General features: G+C 72.1%; 20 protein-coding genes. 7 read left to right on the top strand and 13 right to left on the bottom strand.

All coding sequences use genetic code 11. The features are described from left to right. Window positions 1–31 precede the first annotated feature (31 nt). Window positions 32–592 (bottom strand): YbaK/EbsC family protein, encoded by a 561-nt coding sequence (locus OKJ99_RS31275; protein WP_326021317.1) that lies wholly within the window; start codon window positions 590–592, stop codon window positions 32–34. A gap of 43 nt (window positions 593–635) precedes the next feature. Beyond that, window positions 636–1208: a helix-turn-helix domain-containing protein gene (locus OKJ99_RS31280; protein ID WP_326021318.1), complete on the bottom strand. Its 573-nt coding sequence runs from the start codon at window positions 1206–1208 to the stop codon at window positions 636–638. Window positions 1209–1320: 112 nt separating this feature from the next. On the opposite strand from OKJ99_RS31280, the gene OKJ99_RS31285 reads away from it, so the two are divergent. Then, window positions 1321–2187, top strand: coding sequence for a DMT family transporter (locus OKJ99_RS31285; RefSeq protein WP_326021319.1), 867 nt, complete (start codon window positions 1321–1323; stop codon window positions 2185–2187). Between the two features lie 198 nt (window positions 2188–2385). On the opposite strand, the gene OKJ99_RS31290 is transcribed toward OKJ99_RS31285, so the two are convergent. Together OKJ99_RS31290 and OKJ99_RS31295 are read right to left on the bottom strand one after the other, a co-directional pair. Then, the gene (locus OKJ99_RS31290; RefSeq protein WP_326021320.1) at window positions 2386–3693 is read right to left on the bottom strand and encodes an MFS transporter; all 1308 of its coding nucleotides are present in this window, start codon (window positions 3691–3693) and stop codon (window positions 2386–2388) included. A gap of 24 nt (window positions 3694–3717) precedes the next feature. Continuing rightward, on the bottom strand, window positions 3718–4461 hold the full coding sequence (locus tag OKJ99_RS31295; protein ID WP_407700803.1) for an acyltransferase: 744 nt from the start codon (window positions 4459–4461) through the stop codon (window positions 3718–3720). 126 nt (window positions 4462–4587) lie between these two features. Here OKJ99_RS31295 and OKJ99_RS31300 point away from each other — a divergent pair, with 126 nt between their 5' ends. After that, window positions 4588–5115, top strand: coding sequence for a gamma carbonic anhydrase family protein (locus OKJ99_RS31300; RefSeq protein WP_326021322.1), 528 nt, complete (start codon window positions 4588–4590; stop codon window positions 5113–5115). A 54-nt stretch (window positions 5116–5169) separates the two neighbouring features. On the opposite strand, the gene OKJ99_RS31305 is transcribed toward OKJ99_RS31300, so the two are convergent. The 4 genes from OKJ99_RS31305 to OKJ99_RS31320 form a co-directional block, all read right to left on the bottom strand. Continuing rightward, entirely contained in the window at window positions 5170–5823 is a 654-nt protein-coding gene (locus tag OKJ99_RS31305) for a DedA family protein (protein WP_326021323.1), read from the bottom strand. 89 nt (window positions 5824–5912) lie between these two features. Continuing rightward, window positions 5913–7508 (bottom strand): carboxylesterase/lipase family protein, encoded by a 1596-nt coding sequence (locus tag OKJ99_RS31310; RefSeq protein ID WP_326021324.1) that lies wholly within the window; start codon window positions 7506–7508, stop codon window positions 5913–5915. Between the two features lies 1 nt (window position 7509). Continuing rightward, window positions 7510–10011 carry a beta-glucosidase family protein gene (locus tag OKJ99_RS31315; RefSeq protein WP_326021325.1) on the bottom strand — a complete coding sequence of 834 codons (2502 nt, stop codon included), beginning with the start codon at window positions 10009–10011 and terminating at the stop codon, window positions 7510–7512. A 189-nt stretch (window positions 10012–10200) separates the two neighbouring features. Beyond that, the gene (locus OKJ99_RS31320) at window positions 10201–10653 is read right to left on the bottom strand and encodes a DUF4442 domain-containing protein (protein ID WP_326021326.1); all 453 of its coding nucleotides are present in this window, start codon (window positions 10651–10653) and stop codon (window positions 10201–10203) included. 147 nt (window positions 10654–10800) lie between these two features. Between OKJ99_RS31320 and OKJ99_RS31325 the strand changes: the two genes are divergently transcribed. After that, complete coding sequence (locus OKJ99_RS31325) at window positions 10801–12117, top strand: MFS transporter (RefSeq protein ID WP_326021327.1); 1317 nt, start codon at window positions 10801–10803, stop codon at window positions 12115–12117. Here OKJ99_RS31325 and OKJ99_RS31330 read toward each other — a convergent pair. The 3 genes from OKJ99_RS31330 to OKJ99_RS31340 all read right to left on the bottom strand — a co-directional run bounded on the left by OKJ99_RS31330 (window position 12104) and on the right by OKJ99_RS31340 (window position 15294). Next, window positions 12104–12988 carry a spermidine synthase gene (locus tag OKJ99_RS31330; RefSeq protein WP_326021345.1) on the bottom strand — a complete coding sequence of 295 codons (885 nt, stop codon included), beginning with the start codon at window positions 12986–12988 and terminating at the stop codon, window positions 12104–12106. The genes OKJ99_RS31325 and OKJ99_RS31330 overlap by 14 nt on opposite strands. Before the next feature lie 136 nt (window positions 12989–13124). Further along, on the bottom strand, window positions 13125–14306 hold the full coding sequence (tuf, locus tag OKJ99_RS31335) for an elongation factor Tu (RefSeq protein ID WP_326021328.1): 1182 nt from the start codon (window positions 14304–14306) through the stop codon (window positions 13125–13127). Between the two features lie 280 nt (window positions 14307–14586). Then, complete coding sequence (locus tag OKJ99_RS31340) at window positions 14587–15294, bottom strand: DNA alkylation repair protein (RefSeq protein WP_326021329.1); 708 nt, start codon at window positions 15292–15294, stop codon at window positions 14587–14589. Between the two features lie 87 nt (window positions 15295–15381). Between OKJ99_RS31340 and OKJ99_RS31345 the strand changes: the two genes are divergently transcribed. Then, window positions 15382–16113, top strand: coding sequence for a TVP38/TMEM64 family protein (locus OKJ99_RS31345; protein WP_326021330.1), 732 nt, complete (start codon window positions 15382–15384; stop codon window positions 16111–16113). On the opposite strand, the gene OKJ99_RS31350 is transcribed toward OKJ99_RS31345, so the two are convergent. Further along, window positions 16025–17308, bottom strand: a complete 1284-nt coding sequence (locus OKJ99_RS31350) for an MFS transporter (RefSeq protein WP_326021331.1) — start codon at window positions 17306–17308, stop codon at window positions 16025–16027. The two genes, OKJ99_RS31345 and OKJ99_RS31350, sit on opposite strands and share 89 nt — an antisense overlap. Before the next feature lie 93 nt (window positions 17309–17401). Here OKJ99_RS31350 and OKJ99_RS31355 point away from each other — a divergent pair, with 93 nt between their 5' ends. From OKJ99_RS31355 to OKJ99_RS31365, 3 genes are all read left to right on the top strand, one after another. Then, window positions 17402–18388 carry an ArsR/SmtB family transcription factor gene (locus tag OKJ99_RS31355; protein WP_326021332.1) on the top strand — a complete coding sequence of 329 codons (987 nt, stop codon included), beginning with the start codon at window positions 17402–17404 and terminating at the stop codon, window positions 18386–18388. Window positions 18389–18588: 200 nt separating this feature from the next. Continuing rightward, complete coding sequence (locus OKJ99_RS31360; protein WP_326021333.1) at window positions 18589–19464, top strand: undecaprenyl-diphosphate phosphatase; 876 nt, start codon at window positions 18589–18591, stop codon at window positions 19462–19464. Between the two features lie 81 nt (window positions 19465–19545). Next, window positions 19546–20466 carry an NADP-dependent oxidoreductase gene (locus OKJ99_RS31365; protein WP_326021334.1) on the top strand — a complete coding sequence of 307 codons (921 nt, stop codon included), beginning with the start codon at window positions 19546–19548 and terminating at the stop codon, window positions 20464–20466. Window positions 20467–20470: 4 nt separating this feature from the next. On the opposite strand, the gene OKJ99_RS31370 is transcribed toward OKJ99_RS31365, so the two are convergent. Further along, the gene (locus OKJ99_RS31370; RefSeq protein ID WP_326021335.1) at window positions 20471–21178 is read right to left on the bottom strand and encodes an SDR family NAD(P)-dependent oxidoreductase; all 708 of its coding nucleotides are present in this window, start codon (window positions 21176–21178) and stop codon (window positions 20471–20473) included. Window positions 21179–21257: the final 79 nt, after the last annotated feature.

Genomic DNA, 21257 nt, shown 5'->3' on the forward strand with positions numbered 1-21257 from the left:
CCGGCGCGGGGCGGCGCGTCAGGCCGTGACATCAGACCGTGACGCCGAGCCCTTCCACCACGACGGCGCCCGGGAGTTCGGAGAGCGCCTTGCCCGGCACGATCAGCTTGCCGCGGCGCGTACCGCTGCCGATGAGGACGTGCGGGAGGTCGACGACGGCCGCGTCCACGAGGACCGGCCAGTCGGCGGGCAGGCCGATCGGGGTGATGCCGCCGTACTCCATGCCGGACTCGCCGGTCGCGGTGTCCATCGGGGCGAACGAGGCCTTGCGGGCGCCGAGTTGGCGGCGCACCGCGCCGTTCACGTCGAGCTTCGTCGCGGACAGGACGACGCAGGCCGCGAGGGTGGTCTCGCCGCCGCGCTTGCCCGCGACGACGACACAGTTCGCGGACGTGTCGAGCAGGTCGGGGCCGTAGTGCTCGACGAACGTCGCCGTGTCGGCCCACTCGGGGTCGGTGTCGACGTGGATCAGGTCCTGCGCGGGCACGGTGCCGCGCCAGTCGCGGACGGCGTCGGCCACGGGCCGGGTGAGCAGGTCCAGGGCCTCGGGGGCGGCGAGTACGTGATCGAAGGTGCCGATGGGTGCGCGCATGGCGGCACGCTAACAGCCGCCGCCCGGGCGGCAACCGGGTGTCTCAGCGTACGAAAGGCACCGACACGGCCATGATCATCTCGACGTCCTCGGTCCCGTCGTTGCGGTAGGAGTGCGCGGTGCTCGCCTCGAACGAGACGCTCGCCCCCGCGGGCACCGCGTGCGGGGCGCCGTCGACGACGAGCGTCAGTTCGCCTGCCGTGACATGGACCAGTTCGACGGTGCCCTGCGGGTGCGGGTCGGAGTCGCTGCCGTCGCCGGGCACGAGCCGCCAGTCCCACATCTCCAGCGGGCCCTCGGACTCGGTTCCGGCGAGCAGCCGGTTGTAGCTGCCGGCTTCGGTGTGCCACAGGCGCACCGCCTGGTCCTCGGTCACGATGCGGACGTTGGGGCCCTGTTCGTAGTCGAGCAGGGTGGTGATGCTGACGCCGAGCGCGTCGCCGATCTTGACGACGGTGCCGATGCTGGGGTTCGTGCGGGCCTGCTCGATCTGGATGAGCATGCCGCGACTGACGGCCGCGCGGGCCGCGAGCGCGTCGAGGGTGAAGCCGCGCTCGGAACGCCAGTGCTTGACGTTGCGCGCGAGCGCCTGGTTCAGGAGATCGAGATCCGCCACGTTCCATCCAGGATAGGGGCCAGAGTTCAATATTTTAGAGGACAGCGTTCAGTTCAGTGGACTACGGTGTGGTGCACCACAGCGTCCAGCAAACTGTACTGCGAGGTTCGGCATGACAGCACTCTTCGCCCTGGCCACGAGCCTCATGTGGGGCTTGGCCGACTTCGGCGGCGGGCTGCTGACGCGACGGACCCCGGCGCTCACCGTAGTGGTCGTCTCGCAGACGATCGCCGTGGTCGTGCTCGGCGTGATCGTGGTCGCCACGGGCGGTTTCTCGGAAGCGGGACCGCGGTTGTGGTTCGCCGTCGCCGCGGGTCTTGTCGGGCCCGTCGCCATGCTCGCCTTCTACAAGGCGCTCGCCCTCGGTCCGATGGGGGTCGTCTCGCCGCTCGGCTCGATCGGGGTCGCCGTGCCGGTCGGCGTCGGGCTCGTGCTCGGCGAGCGGCCGGGGATGTTGCAGTTCGCGGGGATCCTGGTCGCCGTCGTGGGCGTGGTCCTCGCGGGTGGGCCGCAGTTCAGGGGCGCGCCGGTGCAGCGGCAGGCGGTGCTGCTCACACTGCTGGCGGCGTTCGGTTTCGGCGCGGTGATGGCGTTGATCGCGGAGGCGTCGACGACGTTGACGGGGCTCTTCCTGGCGCTGTTCGTGCAGCGGGTGACGAATGTCGTGGCGGGCGGGGCCGCGTTGTACGTGTCCGCGAAGCGGGGTGGGCGGGTGCTGCCGGAGGAGGGTGGCTGGCGGCTCATCCGCGCGTCGCTGCCGGCGCTGGCGTTCGTGGGGCTTGCGGATGTGGCGGCCAACGGAACGTATGCGCTGGCCGCGCGGGAGGGGCCGGTTACCGTGGCGGCGGTGCTGGCGTCCTTGTATCCGGTTGTGACGGCGCTGGCGGCGCGGGGTGTGCTGAGTGAGCGTCTTCGTGGGGTGCAAGCCGCTGGCGCGGGGCTTGCGTTGGTGGGGACGGTGCTGCTGGCCACGGGTTGATTTCGGTCGACCGTGGTTGCGGCCTCGGGGCTCCGCCCCGGACCCCGCTGCTCAATCGCCGCAGAGGCTTGAAATGCCCAGCCGCCGCCGAGGCTTGAAGTGCCCGGTGCCGTCGCCGCCTTGGGCAATCTGCCGCCTTGGGCGGCAGGGTGGGCAAGGCGGCGCCACGGTGCCGCGTAACAGGGAACGGGGCTCGGGTCAGATGCGGTAGCGGCGGAGCGCTGGGGCCGCCAGGGTCAGGGTCAGCATCGCCAGGACCACCAGCAGGCCACCCCCGGCGACCGCCGGACGCGCGCCGAAGGCGGAGCCCGCCGAACCGTGCAGCACATCCGCCAGGCGGGGGCCGCCCGCGACGACCACCGTGAACACGCCCTGCATACGGCCCCGCATCTCGTCCGTCGCGGCCGACAGCAGGATCGCCCCGCGGAACACCATGGACACCATGTCGGCGATTCCGGCCACCGCGAGGAAGACGACCGCGAGCCAGAGACTGCCGCTCAGCCCGAACCCGGTGATGGCGAGGCCCCACGCCACGATCGCCCCGATCACCATCCACCCGTGCCGCTTCGCCCGCGAGAACGTCCCGGAGAACAGCCCCCCGAGCACCGCCCCGATCGGAATCGCCGCGAACAGCAGCCCGAGCGCGAGCCCTTCCCCGTACGGCGCGTACGTCTCCGCGGCGAGCTGCGGGAACAGCGCGCGCGGCATGCCGAACACCATCGCGATGATGTCCGCGAGGAAGGACAGCAACAGCACCTTGTGCGTGGACATGTAACGGAAGCCGTCGACGATCTCCCGCACACCCGCCCGCTTCTTCGCCGCCGCGACGAGCGGCGGCAGCGACGGCAGCCGGTACACCGCCCACACGGTGACGCACAGGGCGACGGCGTCGATCAGGTACAGCTCCGGCAGCCCGATCACCGGGATGAGCACACCCGCGAGGAGCGGGCCGACGACCTGACCGGTCTGCATCACCGTCGAGCCGAGCGCGTTGGCCGCGGCCAGTTGGCTCTCGGGCACGAGCCGCGCGATGGACGCGTTGCGGGCCGGCGCGTTGAGGCCCCAGAACGCCTGCTGCACCGCGAGCAGCACCATCAGCACGGCCACCGAGTCGAGCCCGGATATCGCCTGCACCCAGAACAGGACCGAGGTCACGGCGATGCCGCTGTTGGTGACCAGAAGCAGCTTGCGCCGGTCCATGTGGTCGGCGATCGCGCCGCCCCACAGCGCGAACACCACGAGCGGCACCAGCCCCGCCATGCTCGCGGCGCCGACCCAGGCCGAGGACCCGGTGATGTCGAAGATCTGCTTGGGCACGGCGACCGCGGTGAGCTGACTGCCGACGGCCGTGACGATGGTCGAGGACCACAGGCGGCGGTAGGCGGGGATGCGCAGGGGCCGGGTGTCCATCGCCCAGCGGCGCCAGCCGCGCGGCTTGATGTCCGACGCTTCCGATGCGTCCGGGGCTTCGTCGCTCCCGGTCTTGCTCGTCTCGCTCGTGTCCACGGCTTCCCTGGTTGCTCGCTACATCTATCTGGTCCGGGGTTCAGTGTCCCAGGCGTCGTCGTCGAGTTCGGACAGAGCGAGCAGCTGGTCCGGAGTGACCCCCTCGGGTATCGCCCGCGGCGCCGGCGTCCTGAGCGGCGGCTGCCAGCCGGACTCCGCGTCCCAGCTCCGGACGACGCGTGCGGGCGCGCCCGCGACCACGGCGTGGTCGGGTACGTCGCCGCGCACCACGGCCCCCGCCGCGACCACCACGTTCCGGCCGATGTGGGCGCCCGGCAGGATCACGGCGCCGGTGCCGATCCAGCAGCCGGGGCCGATCTCGACCGGCTCCATCCGGGGCCACTGCTTGCCGATGGGCTCGTGCGGGTCGTCGTACGAGTGGTTCGTGGACGTGATGTAGACGTACGGGCCCATGTAGACGTCGCTACCGATGCGCACCGTCGTATCGGCGATGACATGGCTGCCGCGGCCGATCACCACGCCGTCGCCGAGGGTCAGGATCGGGTCCTGGCCGAGGTCCAGATCCGGCATCAGGCCCGCGGTCAGGGTCACTTGCTCCCCGATGATGCAGTGCGCGCCGAGCCGGATCCACGGCTCACCGAACACCGTGCCCTGGGGGAACGCGAGCTTCGTGCCGTGCCCGATCGCGCCGAACCGGTGCCCGCCGGGCTGCCTCGCGGTGACCGCGCCCTTGCGCTGCACCCAGCGCCATCCGGCCTGTACGAGCCGGTGTCCCGGCCCACCCTTGTCGTTCCGCTTCTTCGGCACGGCGTCACGGTACCCACGCGTAACTTCCACCCCCACCTCGCCGACCTGTGATCTTCGCCCCACAGGTACCTTTCCCTTGGCGCGACGCATGCATGACACGTACGACACGTAGGGAGCACAGACCTCATGTCCCACGAGGCACTCGTCACCGGCATCGGCGACAAGGAACCGAAGGTGGACCCGGAGGCGTTCGTCGCCCCGACGTCCGTGGTGATCGGCGACGTCACGCTGCACGCGGGCGCGAGCGTCTGGTACGGCGCGGTGCTGCGGTCCGAGGTCGAGCCGATCACGCTTGGCGCCGACAGCAACATCCAGGACAACTGCACGGTGCACGTCGACCTCGGGTTCCCCGCGACGATCGGCGAGCGCGTCTCCGTCGGCCACAACGCGGTGCTGCACGGCTGCACCGTGGAGGACGACTGCCTGATCGGGATGGGGGCGACCGTGCTCAACGGCGCGGTGATCGGGGCGGGTTCGCTGGTCGCGGCGCAGGCGCTGGTGCCGCAGGGGATGGTGGTTCCACCCGGGTCACTGGTCGCGGGCGTCCCGGCGAAGGTGCGGAGGGAGCTTTCCGCGGAGGAGCGGGAGATGGTGACGCTCAACGGAACGCATTATGTGGAGCTGGCGAAGGTGCATCGGGGGGCGCACGAGTAGGCGCTCACCTGCGACGGGGGTGCGGTCGCGGGGCTCTGCCCCGGACCCCGCTCCTCAAACGCCGGAGGGGCTTGATTGGGGCTCCGCCTCCGCCTCATGTTCCGCCACCATCTTCGCCGCCCGCCGCTTCACCAGCAGCATGGATCCCAGGCCGATCAGGACGGCCACGCCGAGGCCCAGGTACGAGAACCTCTTGAGCCAGTCCTCCGCGACCACGCCCACGTAGTAGATGACGGCGGTCGTGCCGCCGGCCCAGACCACGCCGCCCAGGACGTTCGCGATGAGGAACTTCCAGTACGGCATGTGCAGGACGCCCGCGAGCGGTCCGGCGAAGATGCGGAGCAGGGCGATGAATCGGCCGAAGAAGACGGCCCACATGCCCCACTTCTCGAAGGACCGCTCGGCGGTGGCGACATGTCCTGGACCGAAGTGCTTGGGGAACTTGCGTCCCATCTTGGCGAGCAGTGGGCGCCCGCCCTTGCGGCCGATGGCGTACCCGATGGAGTCACCGACGACGGCGCCCGCGCTGGCGCAGGCCCCGAGGATCACCGGGTTGACATCGCCGTGCTGCGAGGAGAGCAGGGCCGCGGAGATGAGCACGATCTCGCCGGGCAGCGGGATACCAAGGCTTTCGACGCCGATCACCCCGGCCACCAGGGCGTACACGGCGACCGCCGGAATCGTGTCGAGCCATGCCTGGACGTGCATCGACGTCGCCTCCCGTACCCACCAAAAATTTCCTGTGCCCGGCGCGCGCTCCCCTCCGGTACGCGCACGCCGGGCAGCCTACCTGCTCCCTATGACGCCGCCGCGTCCCACAAGGTGCAGTGATGCTCGCGATGAACGTCCGTGGAGAGGGTGATCCCGCCCACACCGGACGTCTTCAGGGACAACACCTGTCCGGGTGCCCGCCGCTGGTCGGGCATGGCAGGCGCGCCGTCGGCCCGCGGGGCGCCGCCTGTGATGAAGGAGCCCCAGTACTGCACCATCCGGTCGGCGAGCGCCCGCTGCTCGGTGTTGAGCGGGGAGTCGAGCCCGAAGTGCTTGAACAGGTACTGGACCTCGTTGACGTGGGTGGCCCCGAAGTCGAACTTCTTGCCCGCCTCCCTGATCGACGCGAACGGCGGCGAGGTGCGGTCCGCGAACTCGTACGCGTAGGCGGGAGGCCCGCTCGCCGCGAGCCGCTTGTCGAGCCGGAGCGCCGGGCACGCCATGAGCATGTCTCCCTGGGCCGCGGCGTACGCGTAGGTGGGCGACGCGTAGTCGGACAGGGGGTACGCGGCCAGGGCCTTCTCCCCCGTCGCCTTCCCGTACGTGTCCGTGAGCGCCTTCGGGTAGGCCTCGGCCGTCAGCGGCTTGCCCTGGCCGTCGTACGCGCCGTACGCGAAGAGGCGTCCCTCGTCCTTGTTGGCACCGTTGAGGACGGGCACATGTGCCGAGCGGCCCGCGGTGATCGCGGCGGCCGGCTGCTCGGGCAGGAAGTCGCCGCCGGTCACGGGCGCCCAGTCGAAACCGGCCTGCGCGTCCAGGATCTCCTTGGCTGACCTGCCGCGCAGGCACGCCACCGTGTCCGTCGCGGCGCCGCACCCGGCCTTCTCCGCGAACCGCGCGCCCTCGGCGACGGCCGCACTGTGTTCGCGGGCCGCGCAGTCCCCGTACGCCCCTGACTCGATGATCCCGGCCCGGAAGAGGCCGCGCCCGCCCGGCGACGCGAGCTGGGTGCACACCGAGCGGCCGCCCGCCGACTCGCCGGCGATCGTCACGCGGTCCCGGTCACCGCCGAAGCGGTCGATGTTGGCGCGCACCCAGCGCAGCGCCTGCTGCTGGTCCTGGAGGCCGAAGTTGCCGGAGACACCGTCGGAGGCCTGCTTGTCGAGGCCCGTCGCGGCGAGGAAACCCATCGCTCCCAGGCGGTAGTTGACGGTGACGACGACCGTGCCCGTGCGGCGGGCGAAGGTGTCGGGGACGATGTCGGCGCCCGCGCCCGCGGTGAGCCCGCCGCCGTGCAGCCACACCATGACGGGCCGCCCCGCCGAACCGTCCGGCGCGTACACGTTCAGGTCGAGGCAGTCCTCCGTGTAGGTCGGATCCTCGTATCCGGGGTCCCAACTCGACGTCTGGACACATCTGTTGGAGAAGCCGGTGGCGTCGCGCACGCCGCGCCAGGACTGCGCCGGGCGCGGCTCCCGCCAGCGCAGCTTGCCGACGGGCTGTTCGGCGTACGGGATGCCGAGGAACTGCCGCCCCTCGTCGGTGTGCTGGCCGCGTACCCAGCCCGACGCGGTGTGCGCCAGGGGGCCGTCGGACCGTTCGGTGGCGTGCGCCGGTACAAGGGCCGTGGCGGCCAGCGCCACCACGGCCGCGAGCACCACGCGTATTCGACCGTTCCTCATGTCACTTCCCCTTCTTCCGCTCGATCAACGTGTCCGTACGCAGCAGCAGGTCACCGGCCGAGGCGCCGAGCCACACGGTGCGCCTGCCGGTGCCGAGCACCCAGCCGTGGCGCCCGCTGTCCCACGAGGAGAGCGTGCGGGGCGCGACGCGCACGGTGACCCGCCGCCGCTCCCCCGCCTCCAGCACGGCCCGGCGGTACCCGCCCAACACCCGTACGGCCTGGTCGACTTCGAGATCCGGCGACGGGCCGACATACACCTGGGGCACGGCGACGCCCGCCCGCCACCCCGTGTTGCGCACGGTGAAGCCCACTTCGAGGCCGCGCCCGGACGTCCAGCGCGCGGTCAGGTCCTCGTACGCGAACGAGGTGTACGACAGGCCGTGTCCGAACGGGAAGAGCGGCTCCACCTGCTGCGCGTCGTACCAGCGGTAGCCGAGGTGGATGCCCTCCGAGTACTCCTCGACGCCGTTCACGCCGGGGTAGCGGCGCGGGTCCCCCGACATCGGGTGGGTGGCCTCGGAGGTCGGGAAGGACTGGGTGAGCCGGCCGCCGGCGTCGCAGTCCCCGTACAGGACGGCGGCGGTGGCGGCCGCGCCCTCCTGGCCCGGGTAGTACATCTGCAGCACGGCGCCCACCTGGTCGAGCCACGGCATGGTGATCGCTGAGGAGCTGTTGAGCACGACCGTCGTACGGGGGTTGGCCCGTGCCACCGCCGCGATCAGCGCCTCCTGGAAGTCGGGCAGCGCCAGCGAGGTGCGGTCCGAGCCCTCGGTCGCGTCCTCGTACGCGAAGAGCACCACGCTGTCCGCTCCGCGCGCGGCCCGCACGGCCTCGGCGACATCGTCCGCCCGCGTCGACCCGGTCACCCGGCGCAGCCGGAAGGTCTGCCCCTTGTCGCCGCCCTTCGCGGAGATCTTCAGCCGGTGCGAACCGGCGGTCAGGTCAAGGGACTTGCGGCGCACCGAGAGGCCGTCGGGCGCGAGGGAGACGAGGCCGCCGCTGAAGTACTCGGCGCTGCCGGGCAGTTTGGGGAACAGTTCGGTGCCGTCGAGCGTCACCTTGGGCCGCTCGCCCGAGTAGTGGATGACGAAGGTCCAGTCGTCGGCCTCGTCGGTGGTGAGTGTGCCCTCGTACGACCAGGTCTTCCCGGCCGCGACCGCCTGCTCCTCCAGGTCGGCCGCGGGAGAGAGCGCGCCGCCGGGAAGGGCCTTGCCGTAGATGTCGCTGCCGAGCGCGTAGGAGGCCGAACCACCCTTGCCCGCACGGGACTTGATGGCCTCGTAGGGGCTGTCGGCATGGTCGGGGACGACGTGCGCGCTGCCGCCGCCGCTGACGAACGGGACGTAGCCGGTGGGCCCGAGGACGGCGACGGAGCCGCCCTCGGGCAGTGGCAGGGTGCGGCCCCTGTTGTGCAGCAGGGTCGCGCCCGCCTTGGCGACGTCGAGGGCGACGGCCGCGCCCGCCGCCGCGTCCCGGCCGGGCCGTGGCGGCACCTTCCCGCCCAACAGGCCGAAGCGGTCCATCACCGACAGGATCCGGCGGACCGCCCCGTCCACCTGCGCCTCGGGCACCGTGCCGTCCTGGACGGCCTTCTTCAGCGCGGCGCCGAACGCGAGCTCGCCCGGCATCTCCATGTCGAGGCCCGCGGCCATCCCGGCGACGGTGGTGTGCGTGGCGTACCAGTCGGTCATCACCCAGCCCGCGAAGTGCCACTGCCCGCGCAGGATGTCGTCGAGCAGTTCCTTGTTGTCGCAGGCATAGACGCCGTTGACCTTGTTGTACGAGCCCATGACGGAGCCCGCGCCGGCCCCGACGGCCGCCTCGAACCCGCGCAGCTCCAGCTCCCGCATGGTCTGCTCGTCGGCCCGTACGTCGACCGAAGTGCGGTCCTTTTCCTGGTTGTTGAGCGCGAAGTGCTTGACGGTGGCGATCAGCCCCTTGTCCTGGATGCCGCCGATCTCCTCGGTGACCATGTCGCCGGAGAGCAGCGGGTCCTCGGAGAACGTCTCGAAGTTGCGGCCCGCGTACGGCGTGCGGATCAGGTTGACCATCGGCGAGAGCAGCACGTCCTGGCCGAGCGCCCGGCCCTCGCGGCCGATGACCTCGCCGTAGCGGCGGGCGAGCGCCGGGTCGAAGGAGGAGGCGAGGAGGACGGGGGCGGGCAGCGCGGTGGCGTGCTTCGTGACCCGGACGCCCGCGGGGCCGTCGGCGAGGCGCAGCGGCGGGATGCCGAGGCGGGGGACGCCGGGGATGTAGCCGGCCTGGCCGAGGTCGTGCGGGTCCTCGGCGCCGTGCAGGAAGGTGAGTTTCTCGTCGAGCGTGAGCCTGCCGAGCAGTGCCTCGACCCTGCGTCCGGCGCCGCTCTCGGGCCGTCGCGGCGCCGCCTGCGCGAGGCCCGGCAGGCCCGTGGTGACGGCTGCGGCGACCATGATCGCCCCACCCATCCGGCGCAGGGCCGCCCGTCTGGAGACTCCGTCCGTACTGATTCCGCTGTGGGGCATGGGCTGTCACTCCTCGTTGCGTTCGAGCACTAAACGCACTGTGCGACAAATCAGACTTGACGCATCGTTAGACACCGCAAAACCGAAGCGGAAACTACGACCGGTGGTGACTCGTGTCAACGAGGTGAACAAAAAACGAGGAAGACACCACCCCGCCGGGCAGTGCCTTCCTCGCCGTACAGACCCCGCTCAGCCGTTGGGGCGCAGCGTCCAGACGACCGTCATCTCGCCGGTCACGGCGCCGTCCTCGCGCGTGATCGCGATGCTCACCGGGAACTCGGGGCGCCCGCCCGCGTCCAGCTCGGCGACCACGTCGGCGGCCGGGCGGCCGAGCGTCGCGGTGGCGGTGACCGGTCCCATCGCCAGCTTCTTGTACGCGATGTCGGCGCTCACGGCGAGCGGCACGGCGCGCGAGAGCTGGTCGCCGAAGGCGGCGAGCACGATGGCGCCGCTCGCGGACTCGCCGAGCGTGAACATCGCTCCGGCGTGCGGTCCGCCGACGTGATTGTGGTAGTCGGCCTGGTCGGGCAGTGCGACGACCGCCTTCTCGGGCGTGGTCTCGTGGAACTCGAGGTTCAGGGTGCGGGCCATCGGCACCGTGGCGGCGAGCATCTCGCCGATGGACATCTGATCTGCGCTCATGCCCGAATGTTACCCGTCGGTAGCAAGCTTGACCATCCCCTCACGCACGCACGAACAACCGGGACTTATCAGGCATCGACCGATCAATCACCCGGTGTCCGGGGAAACGGTTTGTCGATTCGGCGGCATGGCGGCGATAGTCCCTCCGTGACCTCTGCCGCCGCCCCCGACCCGAAGCGTCCACGCCTGCGCCCCACGTGGGCCGGACGGAACTACACGCTGCTCTCCGTCTCGGCGATCGTCACGACACTGGGGGCGCACGGCGCACTGATCGCCTCGGCGTTCGCCGTGCTCGACGCGGGCGGCGACGGCGGCGACGTGGGCCTGGTGGCCGCGGCCCGCACGCTGTTCCTGGTGGTCTTCCTGCTCGTCGGCGGCGCGGTCGCCGACCGACTGCCGCGGCACCACGTGATGGTCGCGGCGAACGCCCTCAACTTCCTCTCCCAGGGCGCCTTCGCGCTGCTCGTCCTCCAGGGCGATCCGAAGCTGTGGCAGATGATGGCGCTCAGCGCGCTCGGCGGCACCGGCCAGGCGTTCTTCAACCCGGCGGCCGAGGGCATGCTGATGGCCTCCGTCTCCGGGGAGCAGGCCAGCCGCGCCTTCGCCCTGTTCCGGATGGGGATGTCCGGGGCGGGGGTGGGCGGCGCCGCGCTCGGCGGGGCGATGGTCGCGGCGTTCGGACCCGGCTGGGTGCTCGCCGTGGACGCGGTGGCGTTCCTGGTCGCGGGCGCGCTGCGGATGTTCCTCGACGTGCGGCACATCGCGCCGCGGGAGCCGGGCGGCGGACTGCTCGCCGACATGCGGGACGGGTGGCGCGAGGTCATCGGCCGGCCGTGGCTGTGGACGATCGTCGCCCAGTTCGCGGTCGTCGTCGCGGTGGTGGGCGCGGCCGAGTCGGTGTTCGGGCCGCTGGTGGCGCGCGACGAACTGGGCGGGGCGGGGCCGTGGGGCATCGCGCTCGGCGCGTTCGGCGTGGGCACGATCCTCGGCGGACTGCTGATGATGCGCTGGAAACCGCGGCGACTGCTGTTCGCGGCGACGCTCTCCGTGTTCTCCCTCGCCCTGCCGTCGGCCGCGCTCGCGGTCCCGGTACCGCTCGGGGTGCTGATCGCCGTGATGTTCGTCAGCGGCGTCACCATCGAGATCTTCGGCGTCTCCTGGATCACCGCGCTGCACCAGGAGATCCCGGAGGAGAAGCTCTCCCGCGTCTCGGCCTACGACTGGTTCGGCTCGGTGGCGATGGTGCCGCTGGCCACGGCGCTCGCGGGTCCCGCGGAGACGGCCTTCGGGCGGACGGCCTCGCTGTGGGGGTGCGCGGCGCTCGTCGTCGTGGCGACATCCGCGGTGCTGTTCGTGCCGGACGTACGACACCTGCGGCGGCGCGAGCCGGGCGGGGCCAAGGTCGCCGAGGGCGGTACGACACCCCAGGCCGAGGTCACCGCCCGTGAAGTCACCCCACGCTGAACGCGCCGCCCGGCGGCTCCGGCGAGGGCACCGCGTCCGCGTCCGCCACCGGCTTCGCGTCGCCGACGAAACGGCGCAGCGCGGCGCCGTGCTCCACTCGCGCGGGGAACGCGTCGCGGGCGGTGCGCCGCGCCAGCTCCGACACCTCCAGCTCCTCGCGCGAGGCGAGCAGCACGGCGTTGCCGAACCGCCGCCCCCGCAGCACCGCCGGTTCGGCGACCAGCGCGACGTTCGGGAACACGGCGGCGAACGTGGCCAGTTGGGACCGCAGGAACGCGAAGGGCGCGCCGTCCGCCAGATTCGCCGCGTACGTCCCGCCGGGCCGCAGCACCCGCGCCGCCTGACGCGCGTACGCCAGGGTCGTCAGGTGCGCGGGCACCCGGGAGCCGCCGAACACGTCCCCCACGAGCACGTCCACGCAGGCGTCGGGCGCCGCCTCCAGCCAGGCCCGCGCGTCGCCGCCGTGCACCACGACGCCCGCGTCCTCCGGCACCGGCAGATGTTCGGCGACCAGCGCGAGCAGCCCCCGGTCCGCCTCGACGACGTCCTGCCGCGAGCCGGGCCGGGTGGCGGCGACGTACCGGGGCATAGTGAGCGCGCCGCCGCCCAGGTGCAGCACGTCGAGCGGCGCGCCCTCGTCGCCGAGGCAGTCGAGGACGTGGCCGAGCCGGCGCGCGTACTCGAACTCCAGGTGGGCGGGCTCGTCCAGGTCGACGTACGACTGGGGCGCCCCGTCCACCGTGAGCAGCCAGGCCCGCCGCCGGTCCACGTCGGGCAGCAGCTTGGCGGTGCCGTGGTCGACGTCGCGGGTGACGGGTATCGGCTCGTTCTCGGGTTCGGGTTCGGGCGAGGTTGCGTTCACGCTCTCCATTGTGCCGGTGAACACATCGAGCCCCTGCGGCGATTGAGCAGCGGGGTCCGGGCGAATCAAGCCCCGCTCTGGGACGAGAGCCAGCGGGGTCCGGGGCAGAGCCCCGATCTCTGGCCCCGCCCCGGACCCCGCACCCTCACAACACCACCGTCACCGTCCCCGCCCCCACGGTCCGCCCACCCTCACGGATCGCGAACCCGAGACCCGCTTCGAGGGGAACGTCCCGCCCCAGCTCGACCGTCATCGCGACGGTGTCGCCGGGCCGCGCGACAGCCACCTCACCGAGGTCGACGTCCCCGACGACATCCGCCGTACGCAGGTAGAACTGCGGCCGGTACCCGGTGGCGACCGGCGTGGAACGCCCGCCCTCCGCCGCCGACAGCACGTACACCTGCGCGGTGAAGCGCCGCGCGGGCCTGACCGTGCCGGGCTCGGCGACGATGTGCCCGCGCCGCACCGCGTCGCGCGGCACACCGCGGAGCAGCAGCGCCACGTTGTCCCCCGCCTGCGCCTCCTCCATCGGCTTGCCGAAGGTCTCGACGCCGGTGACGACGGTCTCCCCTTCCTTGAGGGACTCGGCCCCGTAGACCCGCACCCGGTCGCCGACCCGCACACGGCCGCGCTCGACCGCGCCGGTCACCACCGTGCCGCGCCCGCTGATGGTCATCACGTTCTCGACGGACAGCAGGAACGGCGCGTCCACGTACCGCTCCGGCATCGGAACGTACGTGTCCACCGCGTCGAGCAGCGCCTCGATCGACGCCGTCCACCGCGGCTCCCCCTCAAGGGCCTTGAGTCCGGAGACCCGTACGACGGGCACGGAGTCGCCGCCGTAGCCGTGCGCGGACAGCAGCTCGCGCACTTCGAGCTCGACCAGGTCGGTGAGCTCCTCGTCACCCGCGTCCGCCTTGTTGATCGCCACGACGATGTGGTCGACGCCCACCTGCCGGGCGAGGAGTACGTGCTCGGCGGTCTGCGGCATGATCCCGTCGAGCGCCGAGACGACAAGGATCGCCCCGTCGAGCTGGGCGGCGCCCGTGACCATGTTCTTGACGTAGTCGGCGTGGCCCGGCATGTCCACGTGCGCGTAGTGCCGGGTGTCGGTCTCGTACTCGACGTGCGCGATGTTGATGGTGATGCCGCGCTGCGCCTCCTCGGGCGCCTTGTCGATCCGGTCGAACGGTACGAACGTGCCGGCGCCGCGCTCGGCGAGGACCTTGGTGATGGCGGCGGTGAGCGTGGTCTTGCCGTGGTCGACGTGACCCATCGTGCCGATGTTGAGGTGCGGCTTGGTGCGCACGTATGCCGTCTTGGGCATGGCGATGAGGTCCCTTCGGGAACTTCAGAAAAGCACTGGCCTCCGAGCGGGAGGCGGGGACCCCTGAACCGGACCGACCCTCCCCCTGCGGGGTCCGCCGGAATGTCCGGAGAGGGTCAGCTTCGCGCGCCGTCAGCTGCGGCGGCAGTCAGGGAAACGGCAGCCAGAGCTGCGTCCGCGACTGCGGACGGAGCTGCGGGAAAGGCGTGCCGGAACATGTGGCAGATCTTCTCCGACGCAGGCCCCCGCGTCGACCGATTTTCCGCGCCCCGAGCGGGAGTTACCCGCCTACCTTCTTCAGGGCCTCGCGCGCGGAGAGCGGTGCGAGGGTGTCCCGGTGCGCGGCGACGAAGGACCGTACGGCGTCGGGATCGGTCTTGGCGTATTCGCGCAGGGCCCAGCCGATCGCCTTGCGGATGAAGAAGTCGGGGTGTCCGGACTGCCGCAGGCAGTACGCGAAGAGCCGGTACTGGTCGGTGGCGTCCTTGTGACGGAGCTGGTGGAGGAGCGCGGTCCTGGCGATCCAGAGGTCCTCGTCCCCGATCCACGCGTCCATGTCGGCGCGCAGCTTCGGGTCGGCGGCGACGAGGCCACCGACGATGTGCGCCGCCAGGTGGTCCACCGTGTCCCACCACGGCACGGTCGTGATCAGCTCGCGCGCGACGGGCAGGAAGCCGGACGTGAGGTGTCGCACATGGCGGCGCAGGTAGTCGATCGCGAAGTAGGCGTACTCGCGCTCGGGCAGCGCCCAGCAGCGCAGCGCGACGGCGGTGAGATCGCCCTCGTCGGGTCGCGGCGTCCCGTCGAGCACGGCCTTGGTCAGCTCCCGGCGCACGGGGGACGTGAGGCCGAGAAAGGGGGCCACGTCCTTCATGTACGCGCGCATCTGCGCGGCCCGCCCGGGGTCGGCCGCGGCGCCGTACACCTCGGGGAGCCGGGCGAGCAGGGTGTCGGCGAGGGCGCTCGGCGGGGGCGCGGCGACGGTCATGTGACGCTCCTCGCAAGTAGGGCAAGAACCAGGAAAGTGAGACACAACCTACGGCGATCTTATGTGGGGGTCGGTTAGTCTCCCCGGATGTTCGAGACCGTCCCCGCCCGTCCCGCCGGGCTCGCCGCCCGCTGCGGCCAGGCGCTGCTGTCGCCCTGGTCGCGGCTTTCGCTGCTGGTGCTGCTGCTGGCCGCGGGCGCGACGTGCGTGCTGCTCTTCGAGCCGCAGCAGCTGATCACGCAGGGCTGGCCGCCGCAGGTGAACGGGGCGGCGGCGGTCGTCCTGTTCGCGGTGGCGTACGGGGTGTGCACGGTCGCGTTCGTCCCGAGACCGCTGCTCAACCTGGCGGCGGGCGCCCTGTTCGGCTCCCAGCTGGGGCTGCTCGGCGCGCTCGGCGGGACGGTGCTCGGCGCCGGGCTCGCCTTCCTGCTCGGCCGGCTGCTCGGCCAGGACGCGCTGCGGCCGCTGGTCCGCGGGCGCTGGCTGAAGGCGGCGGACGGGCAGCTCAGCGAGCACGCCTTCCGGTCGATGCTCGCGGCGCGGCTCTTCCCCGGCGTCCCGTTCTGGGCGGCGAACTACTGCGCGTCGATCTCGAAGATGAGCATCGTCCCGTTTCTCCTCGCCACGGCGCTCGGCTCGATCCCGAACACGGCGGCGTACGTGGTGGCGGGCGCCCGCGCCTCGACGCCGACGTCTCCCATCTTCCTGATCGCGATGGGCTTCATCGTCGTCACGGGGTGCGCGGGCGCGGTCGTGGCGTGGTGCAAGCGTCATCAGCTGGGGACGCAGCCGTCGGACCGACCGGAGCAGTCGGACTGACCGGAGCAGGCGGGCTGACCGGAGCAGTCGGGCTGACCGGCTCCCCCTTGAGTCCCCGCCCGAGGCACAGCGTCACCGCGACGGAGACCACGGCGAGCGCCGTCATCGCGGTGGCGGGCGAGGTCGCCTGGGCCAGCGCGCCCGCGAGCACCGCGCCCACTCCCTGCATGGTCAGCATGCCCGCGGTGTGCAGGCCGAGGGCGTGCCCGCTCAGCCGCTCCGGGGTCAGCGCCATCAGCCGCTCCTGCAGCAGCAGGCTCGCGGAGAAGCCGACCGAGGCGAGGGCGACCGCCGCCACGGCGAACGGCAGGGCGGGGCGCAGGGCGAACACCAGGTACGGGACGGCGAGCAGCAGCCGCAGCGGCGCGGCGAGCCGGGCCCGCCACCGGGGCGGCAGGAAGCGTCCGGTGAGGATGTCCCCGGCGAGCATGCCCAGGGCGGCGCTCGCGAGCAGCACTCCCGCGTGCCGGGTGTCGTACGGGACGAACAGTGCCTCGCAGCCGACGATCAGCCCGTTGGGCACCCACAGCGCGAGATAGACGTACCGGCGCGGCACCGAGGACCACAGGGCCGCGTTGCCGCGCATCGTCTCGCGCGGGGACGGGCGCCCGGCGGCGCGCGCCGGGTGCCGGGACAGTCCGCACCGCGCGACCACCGCGGCGAGCCCGTAGAGACCCGCGGCGACGAGGAGCGTGCCGCGCGCCGACAGGACGGCGACCAGCAGCCCGCCCATCGTGTACCCGAGGATCTGGCAGACGCCCGTGCTCATGTTGAGGACGGAGCGGCCGAGCAGATAGCCGTCGCGGGCGAGGATGTCGGTGAGCATGCCGTAGCGGACCCCGCCGCCGAGCGCCGACGGCACGCCCTGGACGAGGACGAGCGCGAGGGCCGCCGCCGTCGGAAGGCCGGGCGTCGCCTGCGCCGCCGTGGCGAGACCGAGGAAGAGCGCGAGAGCGACGAGGGCCGCGCGCGGCGGCACCCGGTCCGCCGCAGAGAGCAGTGTGAGCGCGCCCACGACCTGGGCGAGCGAGGGCCCGAACATGGCGAGCGCGGACAGCAGCGCCGATCCGGTCGAGGCGTAGACGAGCGAGCCGAGAGCGATCCCGCTGACCGTCCGCCCGGCGACCTGGAGCGAGACGGTGGCGAAGAGCGAGGAGTATTCGGGCGTGCGGAACAGGTCCCGGTAGGTGTCCATGAGGGGAGGCTGCGGGGTGCGGGACGAGGGGCGTTAATGTTTCGCGCACTCGCGAAACGTCGCGAACCATGCGGGCACGGAGGGGGTGTGCGGGTGGGTGTCTGGCAGGTCGACGCGGACACGCTCGCGGGCAGCCGGTTCATCGTGTCGCGGCTCGCCGAGGCGACCGCGAGCCTGAAGAAGCTGGCGAACCCCGTCGCCGCGCACCCCGGCGAACGGCGCTGGCTGGACACCCATCTGCCCGCCTACCGCGCGCGGCTCGCCGCCGAGCCGACGACGGCGCTGCTGCTGGACGCCGCGTTCGGGGCACGGTGGATCGCCGACTTCATGACGCCCACGCCGGACGGCGCCCACGAGGACGATCTGGCGGACGGCCTCGCGCGGATCCGCGCCACGCCCCCGTCGGCCGTCCGCGCCGACCTCACGGTCTCCTCGCCGGGCCCGCTGCCCGACACGCTCGCCCACGCCGACGACCTGGCGGAACGCGCGGCGGCGCTGCTCGCGTGGGTGTGGCGGGAGACGGTGCTGCCTCAGTGGCCGCGCCGCCGTCGGGTCATCGAGGCCGATGTCCTCGCCAGGACAAGGGAGTTGACGCGGGGCGGCTGGGCGGCGGCCTTCGGCGGGATGCGTCCCACGATGGGCTGGCTCGGCGAAGGACGACTGCGGATCAACGCCCACGACTACCCGCCCCGGAACATCGCCGGCGCTCAACTGCTGTTCGTCCCGGTCACACCGAAGCAGGGCTGGGTGTCATGGCCGGAACGGGACCCGGTCGACCGGTACGCCGTGGTCTACCCGTGCGCGGGCGCCCTCGCGGACACGGACCGGGCGGCGCCGCCCGGCGGCCTCGCGGCGCTGCTCGGCACGGCCCGCGCCCAGGTCCTCGTCCTCCTCGAACAGCCGCTGACGACCAGCCAGTTGGTGGCCCTCACCGGCCAGGGCCTCGGCTCGGTGGGCCGCCACCTGAAGGTGCTGGACGGGGCCGGCCTCGTACAGCGGCGCAGGGCGGGCCGCTCGGTGCTCTACTTCCGTACGCCGACGGGGGACACGCTCCTTCGGGCACAACGGCCGGGCGTGTAGCGGCCGGTCCTGTAGCGGGCGGGCGTGTAGCGGCCAGGCGTGTAAAGGCACCGCACACTCCCCTGTGGTGCTCCCGTCACTTTCGAACGCTACTCTGCCCCACGCGACCCCCGGGCCCGGTGTGCCGGGAGTTCGCACCGCCCTGTCTGGCCCGCGTTCGCGGCCGGTTCCGCCGAGCACCTGGATCGCGTACCCACCTCATGTCCTGGTTCGAATCATTCATCCTCGGGCTCGTCCAGGGGCTCACGGAGTTCCTGCCGATCTCGTCGAGCGCCCATCTCCGCCTCACGGCCGCGTTCGCGGGCTGGCACGATCCCGGAGCCGCCTTCACGGCGATCACCCAGCTCGGCACCGAGACCGCGGTCGTCATCTACTTCCGCAAGGACATCGCGCGGATCATCTCGGCGTGGTTCAGGTCCCTCACCGACAAGACGATGCGGGGCGACCACGACGCGCAGATGGGCTGGCTCGTGATCGTCGGCTCGATCCCGATCGGGGTCCTCGGCGTGACGTTCAAGGACCAGATCGAGGGCCCGTTCCGCGATCTGCGGCTCACCGCGACGACGCTGATCGTGATGGGCGTGGTCCTCGGCATCGCCGACCGGCTCGCGGCCCGCGCCGAGGCAGGCGGCCGGCATCGGGCGGCCCACGCCCGCAAGGAGCTCAAGGACCTCTCGGTCAAGGACGGCCTGATCTACGGTCTGTGCCAGGCACTGGCCCTCGTCCCCGGCGTCTCCCGCTCCGGCGCCACGATCAGCGGCGGCCTCTTCCTCGGCTACACCCGCGAGTCCGCGGCCCGCTACTCCTTCCTCCTGGCGATCCCCGCGGTCCTGGCCTCCGGCGTCTTCGAGCTGAAGGACGCGAGCGAGGGCGGCCATGTCTCCTGGGGGCCGACGGTCTTCGCCACACTGATCGCCTTCGGCGTCGGCTACGCGGTGATCGCCTGGCTCATGCGGTTCATTTCGACCCGCAGCTTCATGCCGTTCGTGTACTACCGGATCATCCTCGGCATCGCCCTGTTCATCCTCGTGAGCATCGGCGTACTCAGTCCGCATGCCGCGGAATCGGCGGGGTGAGCGAACCCCGGGAAGAGACCTGGCGCCCCAAGTGTTGCGCCCCACGTCACAGTTGAGCCGAGACGGACGGGTGGGCGTGGGATGCGAGCGGTGCGGTTTCACGAGTACGGCGGGATCGATGTGCTGCGGGTCGAGGAGGTGCCGCGACCCGTACCGGCCGCTGACCAGGTGCTGGTCGAGGTGCGGGCGGCCGGGATCCAGCCCGGTGAGGTGAGCATTCGGACGGGGTTCCTGCACGAGCGGTGGCCTGCCACGTTCCCGTCGGGGCAGGGCAGCGATCTGGCCGGGGTCGTCGTCGAAGTCGGCTCGCACGTAAGGGACTTCGGGGTCGGCGACGAGGTCGTCGGGTTCACGCACCGGCGGGCCAGCCACGCCGAGTACGTCGTCGTCGACGACGTGCACCTCGTGCACCGTCCCGCCGGGCTCTCCTGGGACGTGGCCGGATCCCTGTACGTCGCCGGGTCCACCGCGTACGCGTGCGTATGGACCGTGGACCTCCGCCCCGGCGACACGGTCGTGGTATCCGGCGCGGCGGGCGGCGTCGGGTCGTTCGCGGTTCAGCTCGCTCGGCGCCAGGGCGGCACCGTCATCGGGCTCGCGAGCGAGCCGAACCACGGCTGGCTGAAGGAGCAGGGCGTGGTCCCGGTCGCGTACGGGGACGGGGTGCGGGAGCGGATCCGGGAAGCCGCGGGCGGCCGCGGCGTCGACGCGTTCATCGACACGTACGGCACGGGATATGTCGAGCTGGCCGTGGAGTTGGGAGTGCGGCCCGAGCGGATCAACACCATCCGCGACTGGGCGGTCGCGGGCAGGGTCGGCGCCCGGACCTACGGGGAGGGCGCGGCGGCCAGCGCGGTCGTCCTCGGCGAACTGGCCCGGCTGGCCGCGCGCGGAGAGCTGGAGGTGCCGATCGCCCGCACGTACCCGCTGGAGCAAGTGCGGGACGCCTTCCGTGAGTTGGAGCGGCGGCACACCCACGGGAAGATCGCGCTGCGGCCGTAGGGGTTCACCAGGGCAGCGGCCCCTCCGCGGAGACGTACGTACCGGTCGGGCCGTCCGCCGCGATCCGTGCCATCCGGACGATGATCTCCGCGCCCTGCTCGACGGTCTGGACGCCCGTGTTTCCGTTCAGGTCGGTCCTGGTGAAACCGGGCTCGACGGCGTTGATCCGGATCTCCGGGAACGCCTTCGCGTACTGCACGGTCAGCATGTTCACGGCCGTCTTGGAGGCCGGGTAGGCGAGGCCGGGGTAGGCGGCCGCCGGGTTCCCCGTGTCGGTGGCGCCGGCCAGCGAGGCCAGACCGCTGCTGACGTTGACGACGACGGGGGCGGCGGAGCGGCGCAGCAGGGGCAGGAACGCGTGGGTGACGCGGACGGTGCCGAAGACGTTCGTCTCGAACAGCGGACGCAGGGTGTCGACGGTCTCGTCGGCCGGGAGCACGATGCCGTTGCCGTCGGTGCGGCCCTCGATGCCGGCGTTGTTGATCAGTACGTCGAGGCCGCCCTCGGCCTCGATCGTCTTCGCGGCGGCCGCGACGGAGGCGTCGTCGGTGATGTCGATGACGACGTGCCGCGCGCCGAGCTCCTCGGCGGTGCGGCGGCCGCGCTCGGGGTCGCGGGCGCCGACGTAGACGGTGTGGCCCGCCTCGACGAGACGGCGAGCGGTTTCGCGGCCGAGGCCCTTGTTGGCCCCGGTGATCAGTGTGGTGGTCATGCGTCCAGGCTGCGCCGGGGGCGGCCCGGCGACCAGCCGTCCCGTCTTCCTGGGACCGCTGATACCAGGAAGATCCGGG

The organism is Streptomyces endophyticus, from assembly GCF_035798155.1.
Classification (GTDB): domain Bacteria; phylum Actinomycetota; class Actinomycetes; order Streptomycetales; family Streptomycetaceae; genus Streptomyces; species Streptomyces endophyticus.

Coding starts and splice junctions, on each gene's coding strand:
- OKJ99_RS31315 (WP_326021325.1), bottom strand. CDS start 10,011: ATGCCCCACAGCGGAATCAGTACGGACGGAGTCTCCAGACGGGCGGCC.
- OKJ99_RS31310 (WP_326021324.1), bottom strand. CDS start 7,508: ATGAGGAACGGTCGAATACGCGTGGTGCTCGCGGCCGTGGTGGCGCTG.
- OKJ99_RS31340 (WP_326021329.1), bottom strand. CDS start 15,294: ATGACCGTCGCCGCGCCCCCGCCGAGCGCCCTCGCCGACACCCTGCTC.
- OKJ99_RS31275 (WP_326021317.1), bottom strand. CDS start 592: ATGCGCGCACCCATCGGCACCTTCGATCACGTACTCGCCGCCCCCGAG.
- OKJ99_RS31350 (WP_326021331.1), bottom strand. CDS start 17,308: ATGGACACCTACCGGGACCTGTTCCGCACGCCCGAATACTCCTCGCTC.
- OKJ99_RS31360 (WP_326021333.1), top strand. CDS start 18,589: ATGTCCTGGTTCGAATCATTCATCCTCGGGCTCGTCCAGGGGCTCACG.
- OKJ99_RS31365 (WP_326021334.1), top strand. CDS start 19,546: ATGCGAGCGGTGCGGTTTCACGAGTACGGCGGGATCGATGTGCTGCGG.
- tuf (WP_326021328.1), bottom strand. CDS start 14,306: ATGCCCAAGACGGCATACGTGCGCACCAAGCCGCACCTCAACATCGGC.
- OKJ99_RS31345 (WP_326021330.1), top strand. CDS start 15,382: ATGTTCGAGACCGTCCCCGCCCGTCCCGCCGGGCTCGCCGCCCGCTGC.
- OKJ99_RS31320 (WP_326021326.1), bottom strand. CDS start 10,653: ATGAGCGCAGATCAGATGTCCATCGGCGAGATGCTCGCCGCCACGGTG.
- OKJ99_RS31305 (WP_326021323.1), bottom strand. CDS start 5,823: ATGCACGTCCAGGCATGGCTCGACACGATTCCGGCGGTCGCCGTGTAC.
- OKJ99_RS31370 (WP_326021335.1), bottom strand. CDS start 21,178: ATGACCACCACACTGATCACCGGGGCCAACAAGGGCCTCGGCCGCGAA.
- OKJ99_RS31300 (WP_326021322.1), top strand. CDS start 4,588: ATGTCCCACGAGGCACTCGTCACCGGCATCGGCGACAAGGAACCGAAG.
- OKJ99_RS31330 (WP_326021345.1), bottom strand. CDS start 12,988: ATGGAGAGCGTGAACGCAACCTCGCCCGAACCCGAACCCGAGAACGAG.
- OKJ99_RS31285 (WP_326021319.1), top strand. CDS start 1,321: ATGACAGCACTCTTCGCCCTGGCCACGAGCCTCATGTGGGGCTTGGCC.